The sequence below is a fragment of the Mycobacterium sp. 1245805.9 genome (assembly GCF_001672915.1).
GTDB lineage: Bacteria > Actinomycetota > Actinomycetes > Mycobacteriales > Mycobacteriaceae > Mycobacterium.
Genome location: NZ_LZKR01000034.1, coordinates 79,747 through 95,224, shown reverse-complemented (window position 1 = coordinate 95,224; position 15,478 = coordinate 79,747). Strand labels below are relative to the sequence as shown.

Annotated in this window: 14 protein-coding genes and 1 pseudogene; 5 read left to right on the top strand and 10 right to left on the bottom strand. The window is 68.1% G+C overall.

Translation table 11 applies throughout. From position 1 onward, the window contains the following. Positions 1-201: 201 nt before the first annotated feature. Together A9X00_RS05735 and A9X00_RS05730 are read left to right on the top strand one after the other, a co-directional pair. The gene (locus tag A9X00_RS05735; protein WP_067150292.1) at positions 202-1,524 is read left to right on the top strand and encodes a magnesium transporter MgtE N-terminal domain-containing protein; all 1,323 of its coding nucleotides are present in this window, start codon (positions 202-204) and stop codon (positions 1,522-1,524) included. Further along, a complete protein-coding gene (locus A9X00_RS05730) occupies positions 1,521-3,158 on the top strand; it encodes an Nramp family divalent metal transporter (RefSeq protein ID WP_067150289.1) in 1,638 nt (545 codons plus the stop codon). The genes A9X00_RS05735 and A9X00_RS05730 overlap by 4 nt, the downstream gene beginning before the upstream one ends. Positions 3,159-3,273: 115 nt before the next feature. Here A9X00_RS05730 and A9X00_RS05725 read toward each other — a convergent pair whose 3' ends face one another. Beyond that, a complete protein-coding gene (locus A9X00_RS05725; protein WP_067150286.1) occupies positions 3,274-4,575 on the bottom strand; it encodes an MFS transporter in 1,302 nt (433 codons plus the stop codon). A 101-nt stretch (positions 4,576-4,676) separates the two neighbouring features. Here A9X00_RS05725 and A9X00_RS05720 point away from each other — a divergent pair, with 101 nt between their 5' ends. Beyond that, positions 4,677-5,399 carry a GntR family transcriptional regulator gene (locus tag A9X00_RS05720; RefSeq protein ID WP_067150283.1) on the top strand — a complete coding sequence of 241 codons (723 nt, stop codon included), beginning with the start codon at positions 4,677-4,679 and terminating at the stop codon, positions 5,397-5,399. 1 nt (position 5,400) lies between these two features. Here the strand turns inward: A9X00_RS05720 and A9X00_RS05715 are convergent, their stop codons facing one another. Further along, entirely contained in the window at positions 5,401-5,616 is a 216-nt protein-coding gene (locus A9X00_RS05715) for a hypothetical protein (protein WP_067150280.1), read from the bottom strand. A gap of 65 nt (positions 5,617-5,681) precedes the next feature. Continuing rightward, the gene (gene htpG / locus A9X00_RS05710) at positions 5,682-7,604 is read right to left on the bottom strand and encodes a molecular chaperone HtpG (RefSeq protein WP_067150277.1); all 1,923 of its coding nucleotides are present in this window, start codon (positions 7,602-7,604) and stop codon (positions 5,682-5,684) included. Between the two features lie 92 nt (positions 7,605-7,696). Here htpG and A9X00_RS05705 point away from each other — a divergent pair, with 92 nt between their 5' ends. Further along, positions 7,697-8,317 (top strand): TIGR03085 family metal-binding protein, encoded by a 621-nt coding sequence (locus A9X00_RS05705; protein WP_067150274.1) that lies wholly within the window; start codon positions 7,697-7,699, stop codon positions 8,315-8,317. Between the two features lie 12 nt (positions 8,318-8,329). On the opposite strand, the gene A9X00_RS05700 is transcribed toward A9X00_RS05705, so the two are convergent. The 3 genes from A9X00_RS05700 to A9X00_RS05690 form a co-directional block, all read right to left on the bottom strand. Continuing rightward, on the bottom strand, positions 8,330-9,886 hold the full coding sequence (locus A9X00_RS05700) for a class I adenylate-forming enzyme family protein (RefSeq protein WP_067150271.1): 1,557 nt from the start codon (positions 9,884-9,886) through the stop codon (positions 8,330-8,332). Further along, positions 9,883-10,665, bottom strand: a complete 783-nt coding sequence (locus A9X00_RS05695; protein ID WP_156771941.1) for a thioesterase family protein — start codon at positions 10,663-10,665, stop codon at positions 9,883-9,885. Before A9X00_RS05695 ends, A9X00_RS05700 begins: the two co-directional genes overlap by 4 nt. Before the next feature lie 145 nt (positions 10,666-10,810). Further along, on the bottom strand, positions 10,811-11,524 hold the full coding sequence (locus tag A9X00_RS05690) for a VIT family protein (RefSeq protein WP_067150365.1): 714 nt from the start codon (positions 11,522-11,524) through the stop codon (positions 10,811-10,813). 183 nt (positions 11,525-11,707) lie between these two features. Between A9X00_RS05690 and A9X00_RS31175 the strand changes: the two genes are divergently transcribed. After that, a complete protein-coding gene (locus tag A9X00_RS31175; protein WP_082974707.1) occupies positions 11,708-12,325 on the top strand; it encodes a chitin-binding protein in 618 nt (205 codons plus the stop codon). Positions 12,326-12,391: 66 nt separating this feature from the next. On the opposite strand, the pseudogene A9X00_RS05680 reads toward A9X00_RS31175, so the two are convergent. The 4 genes and pseudogenes from A9X00_RS05680 to A9X00_RS05670 form a co-directional block, all read right to left on the bottom strand. Next, a pseudogene (locus A9X00_RS05680) lies at positions 12,392-13,310 on the bottom strand (TIGR03619 family F420-dependent LLM class oxidoreductase). A 4-nt stretch (positions 13,311-13,314) separates the two neighbouring features. Next, the gene (locus A9X00_RS05675) at positions 13,315-13,950 is read right to left on the bottom strand and encodes a class I SAM-dependent methyltransferase (RefSeq protein ID WP_067150262.1); all 636 of its coding nucleotides are present in this window, start codon (positions 13,948-13,950) and stop codon (positions 13,315-13,317) included. A 136-nt stretch (positions 13,951-14,086) separates the two neighbouring features. Next, the gene (locus A9X00_RS31170; protein WP_082974706.1) at positions 14,087-14,383 is read right to left on the bottom strand and encodes a hypothetical protein; all 297 of its coding nucleotides are present in this window, start codon (positions 14,381-14,383) and stop codon (positions 14,087-14,089) included. Between the two features lie 77 nt (positions 14,384-14,460). Continuing rightward, complete coding sequence (locus tag A9X00_RS05670; RefSeq protein WP_067150259.1) at positions 14,461-15,411, bottom strand: GlxA family transcriptional regulator; 951 nt, start codon at positions 15,409-15,411, stop codon at positions 14,461-14,463. Between the last annotated feature and the right edge of the window lie 67 nt (positions 15,412-15,478).

Below are 15,478 nucleotides of genomic sequence, written 5' to 3'. Positions count from 1 at the left end.
AGCGAGCCGCCGGGCGCGGCATTCCCCGATGGCCACCCGGCGTTTACCTGTTGGCTGTAGCTATTCCCCGCGGCCGCGGCGTACGCTCTGGCGGCCAAACCGGTCGAGCCACGATACTTGCGCCATCACCGAACCTGGTTGTAAGCGGTACCCGCAGCTGGCATCCTGCGGGCGATCGTCGCACAGCGTTGAGGAGGACAAGTGAGCACATCAGAGAAGCCCCGCGGTGGGCCGCCGGTGATCCATCTCTCCGAGTTGCTGCGCGCACCAGTGGTGGCCCGCGCCGGTGAGGCCGTGGGCCGCGTCGAGGACGTGATCGTGCGACTCCGGGGCGCGGACGACTATCCGTCGGTGACGGGGATTGTGGCGGGCGTCGGCGGGCGTCGGGTATTCGTCGGCACCAAGTCCATCGAAGAGTTCGCCCCGAAACGAATCGTCCTGACCAAGAACAAAGTTGACCTCCGCGGGTTCGAGCGCCGCGACGGTGAGGTGTTGTTGCGCGCCGACGTGCTGGGCCATCGGCTGATCGATGTCGCCGCCGCGGACTTGGTGCGCGCGTATGACGTCGAGCTCGAGGACACCGGGGACGGGTGGGTGGTGGCGCGGCTGGATACCCGCCGGCCACCGACGTTGTTCGGCCTGATCAAGCATTCCGGCGGGCATGCGGCGCGCGATTGGAAGGCATTCGAACCGCTGATCGGCCATGGTGGCTCCGACGCCGTGCGGCGCCTGTCGGACCGGTTCGGCGAGTTCAAGGCCGCCGAGATCGCCGACCTCCTCGAGGACGCCGACAAGACCGAAGGCGGCGAAATCCTCGACCGGGTGCGCAGTGACCCGGAATTGGAAGCCGACGTCTTCGAGGAACTGGACCCCGACAAGGCCAGCCGGTTCCTGGACGACATGCCCGACGACGAGGTCGCCGCGCTGTTGGGCCGGATGCGCGCCGACGACGCCGCCGACGCGATCGCCGACCTGCGCCAGTCCCGGCGTCGGCGCGTGCTGGAGCTGATGCCCGCCCCGCAGCGCACCAAGGTGATCACCCTGATGGGGTTCAACCCCGAAAGCGCCGGCGGGTTGATGAACGTCGACTTCGTCTCTTGCGCCGCCACCGCCACGGCGGCCTCGGCGCTGGGCCTGATCGCGTCCGCGCGCACCGTCCAGCCCGAGGCGTTGATCAAGGTGCATGTCCTCGACGAGGGCGAACGGCTGGCCGGAGTGGTGTCGGTGATCACCCTGTTGCAGGCGGATCCCGCCGAAAGCGTTGGCGCACTGATGGATTCGGATCCTGTGTGCGTCAGCGCCGACGCCGACCTGACCGACATCGCGCTGTTGATGGCCGACTTCAACCTCTACTCCATCCCGGTGGTCGACGAGGAGGACCGCGTGCTCGGCGTGGTCACCGTCGACGACGTCCTGGAAGCGACCATCCCCGAGGACTGGCGCCGACGCGAGCCCGCCCCCCGTCCGTTCCGCGAAGTCGCCCAACCGACCGACGGCCACACCCCTGAAGCCGAGTCACCGTGACGTCGAGCGCGGACGAGACCAAACACGGGCTCAGCGCGGTGCTCGACAGCGCGCACCTGGGCGACATCGAGGGTGCGTTCGGGCGCGTCAAGCTCAGCGAGGCCGACCATCCGCGGACGTGGAAGACCCGGCTGCTGACGCTGCTGGCCATCGTCGGTCCCGGGATCATCGTGATGGTCGGCGACAACGACGCCGGCGGGGTCGCCACCTACACCCAGGCCGGCCAGAACTACGGCTACTCCCTGTTGTGGGTCCTGCTGCTGCTCATCCCGGTGCTCATCGTCAACCAGGAGATGGTGGTCCGGCTCGGCGCGGTCACCGGTGTCGGCCACGCCCGGTTGATCAACGAACGCTTCGGCCGCGGCTGGGGCTGGTTCTCCGTCGGCGACCTGTTCCTGCTCAACTTCCTGACGATCGTCACCGAGTTCATCGGCATCACCCTGGCCGCCGACTACATCGGCGTCTCCAAATACGTTGTGGTGCCGATCTCGGCGGTGGCGCTTGTCGTCATCATGGCCAGCGGCAGCTTCCGGCGCTGGGAGCGGGCCATGTTCATCTTCATCGCCGTCACCCTGCTGCAGATCCCGATGCTGCTCATGTCGCACCCGCAGTGGGCGCACGCGGCGAAGTCGTTTGTGGTGCCGAGCATCTCGGGCGGCGTGAGTTCGGATGCGGTGCTGCTGATCATCGCCATCGTCGGCACCACGGTCGCGCCCTGGCAGCTGTTTTTTCAGCAGTCCAACGTGGTCGACAAACGGATCACGCCGCGGTTCATGGCCTACGAGCGCGCCGACACCGTGATCGGGGCGTTCGTGGTGATCGTCGGCGCCGCTGCCCTGTTGATGACCGGCGATTGGGCGGCGCGCTCGACCAACACCGTGGGCGGGTTCACCGACGCCGGGGCCATCGCGCACCTGCTCGGCCAGCACAGCGCGACGCTCGGCGCGTTTTTCGCCATCGTGCTGATGGACGCGTCGATCATCGGCGCGGCCGCCGTGACGCTGGCCACCAGTTACGCCTTCGGCGACGTCTTCGGCCTCAAGCATTCGCTGCACCGCGGGTTCGCCGACGCCAAGCAGTTCTACCTCTCCTACACCGCGATGGTGGCGCTGGCCGCGGCCATCGTGCTCATCCCCGGCGCGCCGCTGGGTTTGATCACCACTGCCGTGCAGGCGCTCGCCGGCCTGCTGTTGCCCAGCGCCAGCGTGTTCCTGCTGTTGCTGTGCAACGACCGGGAAGTGTTGGGGCCCTGGGTCAATCGGCCCTGGCTCAACTGGGTCGCCGGGCTGATCGTCGGCATCCTGCTGCTGTTGTCGGGAATCCTGATGGCCACCACCCTGTTCCCCCACATCGACGTCGTCGCCGTGTCCGGGTACCTCTCCCTGGCGCTGGTCATCCTCGCCGCCGCCGCGGTGCCGGCGCTGCGCTGGGTGGCCCGCGGCCAGCCCGCGAAACCGGCCGCAACACCGCCCGCGCGGCCCGTCGACCGCAACAGCTGGCGGATGCCGCCGCTGACGCTGCTCGAACCCGTCACCTGGTCCCCCGGCACCCGGCTCGGCATGATCGCGCTGCGCAGCTATCTGGTCATCGGGGCGCTGCTGCTGGTGGTCAAAGCCGTCCAGCTCGGGCGCTGAGTGGCCCGATCCCGACAATCACCAAACACTCCCCGCCGTGCGTCGAACCTGTAATCCTGCAGGCCCCCACTCGCACTTCGTCTGCAGATTTACAGGGTCGGCGGCATCGAGCCCCCTATTGGGGCAGCGCCTCGCCCCGCGTCTCAGGCGCAAACGGGATGACGAACAGCCCGATCACGAACGCGATGGCCGTCAGCGCCACGGGCAATCCCAGGGTATGCAGGTGCAGGACGGCCGCGCCGAGCAGGAAGTTCACGCCGGCCCCGACGAAGCGGCCGAACGAGGTGCAGAACGCGAACGCCGTCGCGCGCACGCGCGTCTCGAATTGCTCGGGCAGCCAGAGGCTGAAGATCGCGAAGTTGCCGCCGAAGAACCCCAGCACGAACAGCCACGCGATGAACGGTGCGAGCCCGTTGGGCAGATAGAACGCCCAACCGAAGCTGCCGATGATCGAAACGGCCATTCCCGCAAAGTAAATCGCCAGCGTCTTTCGGCGCCCGATGCGCTCGGAGAGCACCGGCACGATCAGACACCCCAAGATGGTGCCGATCGACAACAGGCCCGTCGCCCAGGACGCCGTCCTGGTCGCGCCGGCCTTGTCGAAACCGGCGTGCTGCGCCAACTGAATCACGGCGGTGGGCTCGTAGACGGCGCCGGCCCACAGCCCCACGATCGCGATCGTCAGCAGCGCGCACGCCGCCCAGGTGCGACGCCGGTAGCGCGGCCCGAGAATCTCCCGCAGCGGCCTCACGCGGGCCGCGGGCTGAGCCTCCAGCTTCTCCCACTTCTCCGTCTCCTTCACCCGCGTCAGGATCAGGATCGCGACGACGATCGGCACCGCGCCGGTCAGAAACATTGCGCGCCAACCGAAATGGACGCCGATGGTGTAGTTCAGCGCCGCCGCCAGGAAGAACCCGGCGTAGTAGCCGGTCTGCAGATAGCCCGCCCCCATCTTGCGCCGGTCCTCGGGCCACGCCTCGGCCACGTACGTCCCCGCAAGCGCCCACTCGCCGCCGATGCCGACACCCGCGATAAAACGGAAAATCGCCAGCTGCCAGACGTTTTGCGCCGCGGCCGAAAGCCCGGTGAAGATGGCGAAGGTAAAGATGGTCGCGGCCAGCACCTTGGTGCGCCCGAAGCGGTCGGCGATCGGGCCCCAGATGAACGACAGCCCCCAGCCCACCAGGAACAGGGCGAACAGGATCGATCCCGCGAGACCGACATTGGTCGACGTCGCGGCGATACCCGAACGCGGCAGCAGTTCGGTCAGCGCGGGGGCGAGCACGAGCGCGTAGATGAACGAATCCATCCCGTCGAGCGTCCAACCCGTCCACGCGCCCCAGAAACCCGCGATCTGGGAGCGATTGAGCGGCGTGCGACGCCTGGTGAGGCTCGCCGGCTCCGTCGTTGACGTCATCTGGCCTCCGTTGGCACGGGTAGAACGACTATCGGAATTCGCATACGCGGGCCGGTTTGGCACTAGCCACCGTCCGGCATCACATTATATATAATATAGTGATGAGCGTAACAGGTCGGACCGCGCCGGACAATGCGCTGAACGCGTTACCCACGGCGCTCTCGCTGGCGGAACGGGGCAGCACGTCACGGTTGATCGCCAATGCGCTGCGCGCCGCGATCGTCGACGGCACCCTCGCCCCCGGGGCGCCGCTGCGCCAAGACGCCGTCGCGCGGCACTTCTCGGTCAGCGCGATCCCGGTTCGCGAGGCCCTGCGCCAGCTGGAGAGCGAAGGCTGGGCCAAGGTGGAGATGAACAAGGGGGCGACGGTGGCCCCGTTGTCGGCCGACGAGGCGCGCGAGGTCTACGAGATCCGCGCCGCCCTCGAAAGCCTCGCCATCGGGCTGGCGATACCCGCCCACACGGCGGACACGCTGCGCCACTGCGAAGCGCTGTGCAAGGCGGCCTCGGCCGAAACCGAGCCGTCGCTGTACGTCGCGCGCAACGAGGCCTTTCACCTGAGCCTCTACGAGCCGGCCGCGCGGCCACAACTGCTCGCCCTGATCGGCATGCTGCACGAGCGCGGCGAGCGCTACCTGCGGCTCAAGTTCGGGCTGCCGTCCTACAAGGGCGAGTCCGACCGCGAACATGCGGCGCTGCTCAGGGCGGTGCGCGGGGGCGACGTCGCACGCGCGCAGTCGCTGGTCACCAAGCACCTGCTCGGCACCGGCGAGCTGCTCCACCGCCTCTTGGGCGAAAACCCCCCGGAAACGTCAGGCCGGTAATTCAGCGCCGATATGGACGGCGGCTCGCCGGGGCGGTGAAGCCTTCGGTGTCATCGAAGAATGCCCAGCGCCCCGAGTCGTCGACCTCCATGCGCCAGCCCAGCTCGGTGCTGCCCGCGACGGCGTCGGTGAACCACGCGTACGCGGCCTCGGCGCTCTCGAAATTCTTGCTCGCCACAATCCCGCCATGTGGGTCGATGATCCGGAACTTGGCCATGGGTGGTGTTTAGCCCTTCCAGGCGGAATTCAATCGCATTTAGCGGCCGTGGCCACCCGAAACGCTCAGACCGTGCGCGCCAAACGCTGCGCCAGCAGCTCGGCGAACCGCGCCGGATCCTCGAGCGCACCGCCCTCGGCGAGAAGCGCTGTGCCGTAGAGCAGTTCGGCGGTCTCGGCGACCGACTGGTCGTCGGCGCGGTCCTTGTGCGCGTCCCGCAGGCCGGTGACGAGCGGATGGTTCGGGTTGAGTTCGAGGATCCGCTTGCCCACCGGAACGTCCTGCCCGGTGGCGCGGTACAGGCGCGCCAGGGTCGGTGTGATCCCGAAGGCGTCGGTGATCAGGCAGGCCGGCGACTCGGTCAGCCGCGTCGACAGCCGCACGTCCTTGACGTGCTCGCTCAGGGTCTCCTTCAGCCAGGTCAGCAGGTCGGCGAACTCCTTCTCCTGCTCCTCGCGCTCGGCCTCGCTCTTGCCCTCCTCGTCGTCGAGGTCCACCTCGCCCCTGGCCACCGACTGCAGCGGCTTGCCGTCGAACTCGTCGACCACCCCCACCCACACTTCGTCGACCGGGTCGGTGAGCAGCAGCACCTCGTAGCCCTTGGCCTTGAACGCCTCGAGGTGCGGTGACTTCAACAGCTGCTGGCGCGTCTCGCCGGTGGCGTAGAAGATCTGCTGCTGACCGTCCTTCATCCGCTCGACGTACTCGGCCAGGGTGGTGGCCTCCTCCTCGCTGTGGGTGGAGGCGAACGACGACACCTGCAGCAGCATGTCCTTGTTGTCGGCGTCGGAGAGCAGTCCCTCCTTGATGGCCCTGCCGAACTGGGTCCACAGGGTGCGGTAGTCGTCGGGCCGCTCGGATTGCAGCTCCTTGATCGTGGACAGGACCTTCTTGGTCAGCCGGCGACGGATCGCCTTGATCTGCCTGTCCTGCTGCAGGATTTCCCGAGAAACGTTGAGCGACAAGTCTTGTGCGTCGACGACGCCCTTGACGAAGCGCAGGTATTTCGGCAGCAGCTCGTCGCAATCGCCCATGATGAACACGCGCTTGACGTACAGCTGGATCCCGACGTGGGAGTCCCGGTCGAACAGGTCGAACGGGGCGTGCGACGGGATGAACAGCAGGGCCTGGTATTCGAAGGTGCCCTCGGCCTTCATCGCGATGACCTCGAGCGGGTCGTCCCAGGCGTGCGCGATGTGCTTGTAGAACTCGTTGTACTCCTCGGCGGAGACCTCCTCCTTGGGCCTGGCCCACAGCGCCTTCATCGAGTTGAGGGTCTCGGTCTCGAGCGTGACGGTCTCCTCGCCGCCCTCTTCGGCCGGGGTGCGTTTCTCGACTTCCATCCGGATGGGCCAGGAGATGAAGTCGGAGTACCGCTTGACGAGGTGCCGGATTTTCCACTCCGCGGTGTAGTCGTGCAGCTCGTCCTCGGCGTCTTCGGGCTTGAGGTGCAGGGTGACCGAGGTTCCCTGCGGCGCGTCCTCGACGGATTCGATGGTGTAGGTGCCCTCGCCGCTGGATTCCCACCGGGTGGCGTCGCTCTCGCCGGCCTTGCGGGTCAGCAGCTCGACCTTGTCGGCGACCATGAAGCTCGAGTAGAAGCCGATGCCGAACTGGCCGATCAGTTCCTCGGACGCGGACGCGTTCTTGGCCTCCCTTAGCTGCTGGCGCAGCTCGGCGGTGCCGGACTTGGCCAGCGTGCCGATCAGGTCCACCACTTCGTCGCGGGTCATCCCGATGCCGTTGTCGCGGACGGTCAGCGTGCGTGCGCTTTTGTCGACGTCGATCTCGATATGCAGGTCGGAGGTGTCGACATCGAGGTCCTTGTTGCGGAACGCTTCCAGCCGCAGCTTGTCCAGCGCATCGGAGGCGTTCGAGATCAGCTCCCGCAGAAACGAGTCCTTGTTGGAGTAGACCGAGTGGACCATCAAATCCAGCAGTTGCCGGGCCTCGGCCTGAAACTCCAACTGCTCGACACGCGCGTTCATGACACTCCCTGTGCTTTCCTTCCTGACACGACGTAGCAAATTTACCGAGATGCGGATGGTTCACGCCCGCGGGCTGGCCCTACCCTGAACCCATGTCCGTTGCTCAGCGCGAACGCGCCGCCCTCGTCGCGACCATGCGGGCCGTCGGCCCCGAGGCGCCCACCCTGTGCGAGGGCTGGAAGACGCGGGACCTCGCCGCCCACCTGGTGATCCGGGAGTACCGGCCCGACGCCGCCGCCGGCATCATGATCCCGTTCTTCGCCGCCCACACCGCCAAGGTGCAGGACGAGGCGGCCGCGAAGAACGACTTCGACGAGCTGGTGAACAAGATCGCGTCGGGCCCGCCCGTCTACTCGCCGTTCATCCTGCTCGACCCGGTGGCCAACGTCGCCGAGATGTTCATCCACCACGAGGACGTGCGCCGCGCGCAGCCGGCCTGGGAGCCCCGCGTGCTGGAACAAGGGATGTGCCGCGCGCTGAGTCGCACGCTGTCGCTGATGGCCCGGGTCACGCTGGGGAAGGTCCCGGGCCGGGTGGCGCTGCGCACGCCCGGGGGCAAGACGGTGCTGACGGCCGGCTCCGGCCCGGCGGTCGTGGTGACCGGTCCGCCCGAGGAGCTGCTGCTGTTCTCCGTGGGCCGGGAGGCGCGGGTCGAGTTCGACGGCGACCCGGCGGCGGTGCAAGCGGTCCGCGACGCGCCCAAGGGTTTGTAGGCGATAGCGCTATCAAGTTTGTAGGCGACCGGCCGCGAGGGCCTCGCGCAGCTCTTTCTTGATCACCTTGCCGAACTGATTGCGCGGCAACGCATCGACGATCACCAGACGCTCGGGGTGCTTGTAGCGGCTCAACCCTTGCGAATGGCAGTGCCGCACCAGGGATTCCAACGACACGTGGTCGCTCGACGCCGGTACCACCACGGCGCAGACGCGCTCGCCGGTGCGCGGGTCGGGCACTCCGACGACCGCGACATCGGCAACCGAAGGATGGGTGGCCAGTGTGTTTTCGACTTCCAGGGCCGAGACATTCTCTGCATTGCGGATGATCGCGTCCTTGATCCGGCCCGTGACTCGCACGTTGCCGTTCGCGTCGATCAACCCGAGATCGCCTGTGCGCAGCCACCCGTCGGCGTCGAACGCGTCGGCGTCGAGTGTGGCGTCGGCATAGCCGAGGAAGCATTGGGGTCCCTTGAGCCGCAGCTCACCCTCCTGCCCGGCGGGCAGTTCGATTCCTCCGCCGACGACCCGGACGCTGACCCCGGGTCCCGGCGCGCCGACGGTGTGGTCGAGCACCTCCGGCGCCCCCGCCAGCGGCGGTGAGGTCGCGACCGGAAATTCGGTGAGGCCCCACGCGTTCGCGATGCCGGCTACGCCGAAGGTTTCGCGGACCTGATGGCCCAGTTCGGGGGTGATCGGCGCGCCGCCAGCCAGGCAGCCCCGCACGAACGGGAACAGCGGCTCGTCCCCGTGGTTGCGTTGCGCCTCGAGGAACGCCAGGAAGAACGGTGTCGCCATGCCCAAGAAGGTCGGGTTGTGCGCCGCGATGGACAGCGGCGTGGTGGCCGGGTCGAACACCTCGAACAGCGCTAACCGCATGCCGGTCAACAGCCCGACGGCCAGCATCACCGCACCGCCGATGTGCGCGAAGGGAAAGCCGATGGGGTCCACGTCGCTGGCGGTGATTCCCATCTTTTCCGCCAGCCCCGCGGCGGGTGCCACCACCGACGCGTCGGTATGGCGAATCCCCTTGGGGGCCGCTGTGGTTCCGGACGAGTAGTAAATCCATCGCGTGCCGCCGGTAGGCCCCGGCGGCGGCCCGAGGGCATCGGCGCCCGCGCGGGGCAGCCGAAGCTCACCGGACGTGGGCGGTGTCGCCAGGTCGACGGTGACGACCTGGAAGCCCCGCTCCGAGGACAGGGCCCGCGCCATCCCCCCGTAGTCGAATCGGTGCCAAAACTCGGGGACCACAAGGAATTCCGAAGACAGTTGGGCGGTGATGAAGCCGACCTCGTGCTCGCGCAGTATCGGGATGATCGGGTTCTGGACCGCGCCGAGTCGGGCCAGCGCCGCCATGACGACCGCGGTTTCCAGCGTCGTCGGCAGCTGCCACGACACCACGGTTCCCGCCCCTATCCCCCGTTCGGCGAACGCGGCGGCCGTCGCGCACGCGGCGTCGCGGAACTGACGCGCGGTGAGACTGCGTCCATACTCGTCGGCCAGCAGCGGCCGGTCCGGTCTTCGCCGCGCGGCCTCGGCGATCAACGTCCAGTAGGTGAGGTCCTTCATCCGGCCGGCGGCGCGGTGATGGGCCGAAATCCGGAGTGCGCGATGGCAACTGACACCGAACTGCCTATCGGCCCGCTGTGGTCGACGAGCACGGCCGAGCCGGTGGCCACGCCGTCGTGGCTGTAGTGCGTGAGGGAGGCCAGCCCGATGTGGGGCCCTTCGGGCAGCCGGGTCAGCGTCAGGGTGTAGTCGACGTTGATGAACTGCAATCCGTTCGTGCCCCAATTGGCCAGCGAGGCCGTGATGTCCGCGCCCATGGCCGCTCGGGTGAAGGGGCTGAGCGGTTCGCCGTCGATCAGCTCGCGCGTCTCCTGCAGCCAGGTGTATTTCGGTCCCGAGGTGTCGGGCCAATCGGGATCGGGATTCTGAATGTCGGTGCCCCAGCCGTAGGTGCGCACGAAAAGCGACGGCGCCGGGCCGTAGTCGATGGGTAGCGGCGGCATCTGCACGGCCGGCGACCACACCTCCCCCTCGGGTTGTGGGCCGCGCCGCAGAAACAACGCGCTGCCCCGCGCGACCGGGGTGCCGCGCTGGGTGAGGACGGTTTCGACGAGCCGCAGTCGCCGGCGATCGTGGTGCACCTGCGTGTGGACCTCGATCGGTTCCAGGGCGGTCGGCGCGGGAAGGTCGACGGTCAGCCGCGCGGGTTGCAGTTGTGGATCGTCTACGGCGCGTTCGGCGGCCCATCCCAAGAGCCCACCCACGACGTGGCCGCTGAGCGACGGGCCCCAGCCGCCGCGCGCGATTCCGTTTGGTACAAAACGGTTTTCGTCGCGCAGAAAGTACGGGGTCTGCGCCGCGGAATCAACGTCCTCGGGCGCGATGTTGGTTTCGGTCAATGCACGGCTCTTTCTCGTCGGGACGGCAACAGTTGATATTACAGTTTCTGTTTCCAGTCCCGGCGCGTGCCGGCCGCCGCGGCGATCACGCGATCGCGGCGCCCACCAAGTGCCCGATCGCGTAGGTGACCGCCAACGCGAGCCCGCCACCGATGACATTGCGGGCCACCGCCCGACCCTGCGGCGCACCGCCCAATCCCGCCGACACCGCCCCCGTCAGCACCAAGGCCAGCAGCACCGCGACGACGGTGGCGGGGATTCTCCATGCCGTCGGCGGCACCAGGATCACGATCAACGGCAGCAGCGCGCCCACGGTGAACGACAGCGCCGAGGACAGCGCCGCTTGCCACGGATTGGTCAGCTCCTCGGGGTCGATACCCAGTTCGACCTCGGCGTGGGCGACGAAGGGATTGTGGTCGGTGAGTTCCTCGGCCACGGTGCGGGCCGTCGCCGGTGACAGACCCTTGGCCTCGTAAAGCTCGGCCAGCTCGTCCAATTCGGCGGCGGGGTCGTCGCGCAATTCCTGCATTTCCTTGGTCAGCAGAGCCTGCTCGGTGTCGCGCTGGGTGCTGACCGAGACGTATTCGCCCAACGCCATCGACACGGCGCCGGCGGCGAGCCCCGCGATCCCGGCGGTCAAGATCGGGGTGCGTTCCACCGTCGCCGCCGCGACGCCCACGACGATGCCCGCGGTGGACACGATGCCGTCGTTGGCGCCCAGCACTCCGGCGCGCAGCCAATTCAGCTTTGACGACACCGAACCCACATGGGGCTCGGCGGGGTGGGAGGTAGTCGACACGTCCGCAACGATATACACCAAAATCGCGTCCGACCAGCAATTATAGCCTTGCCATACCTAGCCGAGCCTTGCCTTATGCCCCAAAAGTTCCGCTTGGGCCAGACACAGCTGATCCATAGACGCGCTATCTAACCTGTGGTTGTTGGGGGGTTCTAGGGACTCACTTCTAGAGGTGAAGGACTAATGAAACTAAAGCAATTCATTGCGGGGGGAACGATCGTCGGCGCTCTTGGCGCCGCGGCGCTCGGCATGGGTGCCGGCGCGGCGTTCGCCGCCCCGGGACCGCCGCCGGCACCCGGCGGCAACCATGGCGGTCCGGCGCCGGGTGATTTTCATGCGCCGACGGGTCCAGGCGGACCCGGAGGCCCGGGTGGCCCCGGCGGACCGGGTGGTCCCGGTCACCCGGGCGGACCGGGAGGTCCCGGCGGGCCGGGCGGACCGCCGCCCGATCACCCGGGCGGACCTGGTGGCCCCGGCGGGCCGGGGTTCGATCATCCCGGCGGCCCCGGGTTCGACCATCCGGGCGGGCCCGGCGGCCCTGGCGGTCCCGGTGGACCGGGCGGCCCCTGGCGCGGCGATCCGCACCGCGGCTACTTCCACGGCGCGCCATGGGGAGACGGGCCCGCACCGTGGGGCTGGGGCGAGCCGCCACGGCCGGCGTGGAACAGGCCCCTTCCGCCGCCCGGCGGCCCGTGGGCGTATGGCCCCGTCAACTACTACGGCTACAACGAGACACCCGTCTGGGACCCCGGCTTCAACCAGTGGGGATTCTGGTTCTTCGGGGTCTGGATTCCGCTGTAACAGATCGACCCGCACGATGCCCGTCTCGCCGCCCGGCGGGGCGGGCATCGTCGGGATCGGTTGCGCTCAGGCGACTTTGGGTTTGATCTCCTCGATGACCCACTGGGCGTAGTCGAGGTACTCGTCGACCCCGCGGACCGCGGGAACCGGCACCGCGCTGAAGGTCACCCCCTGCTCGGCGAGCCAATTCAGCCGGTCGATGATCTCCTGCGCGCCGCCGCCGGGACGGTCGTCCGAGTCTTTGATGCGGTGGCCCCTCGCCGACACGCGTGGTGCCCAGCCCGTGCATGACCTCGAACGCGCGCCCGTCGTAGGTGGGTTGGCCCTTGATGAACTCGAGCCGCTCGGCGATCTTGTCCGGCGGGGTCAAGAACGGCCACCATCCGGAGGCGAATCGGGCGGCGCGCTTCAGCGCGGCGTCGGCGTCGCCCCCGATCCACACCGGAAGATGCGGTTTCTGAACGGGTTTGGGCTCGAACGCCATGTCCCGGAACGACACGTGACGGCCCGCGAAGCGCGGTGAGTCGCTGGTCCACAGCTCGATGATCGCCTCGAGGTACTCGTCGGCGATGTGGCCGCGTTCCCGGAACGGTACCCCGAGCAAGTCGAATTCGCGCTCGAGCCAACCGATTCCGAACGTCACCATCATGCGCCCGCTGCTCATCCAGTCGGCGGTCGCCAGCGCCTTGGCGAGCACGATCGGATGCTGCAGCGGCAGTATCGTGACGCACGAATTCAGCCGGATCGTGTCGGTGGCGCCCGCGAGGTAGGCCTGCGCGACGGTCGAGGAAAGGTAATGCGGGCCCGAGAGCTCGACGTGATCGGTAGGGATGACGAAATGCTCGGGGATCGCGATCATGTCGTAGCCCATCGCTTCGGCGCGCTTGGCCATTCGGGTCTGATCGGCGCCGGTGACTCCGGCCTCCCAGGGCTGGGTGATCGCCTTGAGGCGCAGCATATGCGGTAGCGGGAAGGCGAACTTCATTTGGTTAGCTCTTGGTGCCGACGGTGATCAGGTCGGACACGACCCGCGTCCAGATCGGGCGGGGAATCCGATGCTGATCGCTGACCGTGAACCCGGCGTCCTCGAACAAAGAACGCATCTCGGCCGGTGACGCATTGTGCTGCGGTTTCCACCGATTGGTCGCGGGAGACTGCAGCATCGGTTGCCGCGTGCTCAAGGCCGAGACGGCCACCAGCCCGCCGGGGGCCAGCACGCGGTGGAATTCCCGCAGCGCCGCCGGTTGGTCGAAGAAGTGGAACGCAGAGGTCGTCACGACGGCGTCGAGGGCGCCGTCGGCGAAGGGCAGCTGCTCGGCCGGGCCGCGCCGCCACTGCACCCGGTCGGACCGGGCGTGCGCCTGGGCGAGCATGCCCTCGGACATGTCGACGCCGTAGATCTCGTCTGGGTGCAATTCGCGCTCGATCCGATCGCTGAGAATGCCTGTGCCGCAAGCGATATCGGCGATCTTCCGGCAGTTGTGGGAGCGCAGTTGCGCGATCACCTCGTCGTGCGGCGGGCGGTACACCCACCGTTGCAGAAAGGGGAGGTCGTAGGCCGGGGCGAGGAAGCTCCACATCCGGGTGACCGCGTCGTTGAGCCCGCGGCGCTGAGCTGACGTCATCCGCTCAGTATGGCCTTGGTCTACGCGTGAGTGTGAACTGACGGCTTTGCGCGTGTACCCACGGCGCGATCTCGGCTGCTTTCCCGCCCGGGATGCACATGGAAAGCCAAGGACTCACACGCAATTGCCCCGCGGGCTAGTGTCGGCCGGGACCGCCCGGTCCGGCGGGACTGCCCGGCAACCCCGGCCCGCCGGGACCGCCGGGGCCACCCGGCCCGCCGGGTCCCCCGGGCCCGCCGGGCCCATTCGCCGTCGGAAGCCAGAACACGCATTGGTTCAAGTCGGCGCTCCACACCCAGCCCGGCGCGCAGGGCGGCGGATCGTCGGCCCTGCTGATTGCGGGCGCGCCGATTGCGATCGCCGGCAATCCCGCCAACGCGAGCGCGAACGCACCGATAGCGCAACGCGTTCGAAGGTCCCTTGCTTCGGTCATGTCGGCCTCCTCTTGCCGTATGCCTACCGATTTAACGCTCCGCGAGCGGGTTTACCGGCATTTTTGCGATTTTCACGTCACCCGACGGCGGTGAACGTCCGGCGGTAGGCGTCGGGAGTGGTGGCAAGGGTGTCGCGGAAGTGCCGTCGCAGCGTGGCGGCGCTGCCGAAGCCGCAGTCGGTGGCGATGCGCTCGATGGGTAAGTCGGTGGTTTCGAGGAGCTGTTGGGCACGTCGCACCCGTTGGCCGTTCAGCCAGTCCAGCGGCTTGCTTCCGGTCCGCGTAACCAGTTGTCGGTGAAGGGTTCTGACGCTCACGCCGGACCGCCGGGCGAGCGCTTCGACGGTCAGGGGCTCGTCGAGATGCGTTAGCACCCAATCCATCGTGTCGCCGACGACGTCATTGCTCACGCTCTCGGGTATGGGGTTCGCGTACTGGCGCTGGTGTCCGTCGCGGTGCGGCGGCGCCACCAGCCGCCGCGCGACCTGGTTGGCAACCGCCGCGCCGTAATCCCGTCGCACCATGTGCAGGCACAGGTCGGTGCCGGCCGACTTCCCCGCCGAGGTGAGCACGTCGCCCTCGTCGACGTAGAGGGCCGCCGAGTCCACTCGGATCTGCGGGTAGCGCTCGGCCAGCGTGCCCGCGTGCATCCAGTGGGTCGCCGCGCGCCGGTCATCGAGCACTCCGGCCGCCGCGAGGACGAAAGCACCGGTGCAGATGGAGGCGATCCGGGCACCCCGCCGTGACGCCAGCCTGATCGCGTCCACCAGATCGCGCGGCGGCTCCAGCGCGTCGTCGTGGCAGGCGGGAACGATGACCGTATCGGCGGCGACGAGGTCGGCGTAGGTATAGGGCGTCGCCGCGGTGAACCAGCGGTCCACGCGTGCGCCGTCGAATGGGCTGCACACCCTCAGCTCGTACCAGTCCCCGGCCAGGTCCGACCGGTTGGCGCCGAAGATCGCGCACGGTGCCGCGAGCTCGAAGATCGGCACCTGGTTGCTCAGCGCGATCGCCACAACATGGGCCATGACCGAAATTGTACGGTTTGTGTCATATCGGCCACTGGTGCGCCGCCGGTGTCGGACGGATGCTGAG

Coding starts and splice junctions, on each gene's coding strand:
- A9X00_RS05725 (WP_067150286.1), bottom strand. CDS start 4,575: ATGACGTCAACGACGGAGCCGGCGAGCCTCACCAGGCGTCGCACGCCG.
- htpG (WP_067150277.1), bottom strand. CDS start 7,604: ATGAACGCGCGTGTCGAGCAGTTGGAGTTTCAGGCCGAGGCCCGGCAA.
- A9X00_RS05675 (WP_067150262.1), bottom strand. CDS start 13,950: ATGACGTCAGCTCAGCGCCGCGGGCTCAACGACGCGGTCACCCGGATG.
- A9X00_RS05670 (WP_067150259.1), bottom strand. CDS start 15,411: ATGGCCCATGTTGTGGCGATCGCGCTGAGCAACCAGGTGCCGATCTTC.
- A9X00_RS05700 (WP_067150271.1), bottom strand. CDS start 9,886: ATGAAGGACCTCACCTACTGGACGTTGATCGCCGAGGCCGCGCGGCGA.
- A9X00_RS05705 (WP_067150274.1), top strand. CDS start 7,697: ATGTCCGTTGCTCAGCGCGAACGCGCCGCCCTCGTCGCGACCATGCGG.
- A9X00_RS05715 (WP_067150280.1), bottom strand. CDS start 5,616: ATGGCCAAGTTCCGGATCATCGACCCACATGGCGGGATTGTGGCGAGC.
- A9X00_RS31170 (WP_082974706.1), bottom strand. CDS start 14,383: ATGACCGAAGCAAGGGACCTTCGAACGCGTTGCGCTATCGGTGCGTTC.
- A9X00_RS05720 (WP_067150283.1), top strand. CDS start 4,677: ATGAGCGTAACAGGTCGGACCGCGCCGGACAATGCGCTGAACGCGTTA.
- A9X00_RS31175 (WP_082974707.1), top strand. CDS start 11,708: ATGAAACTAAAGCAATTCATTGCGGGGGGAACGATCGTCGGCGCTCTT.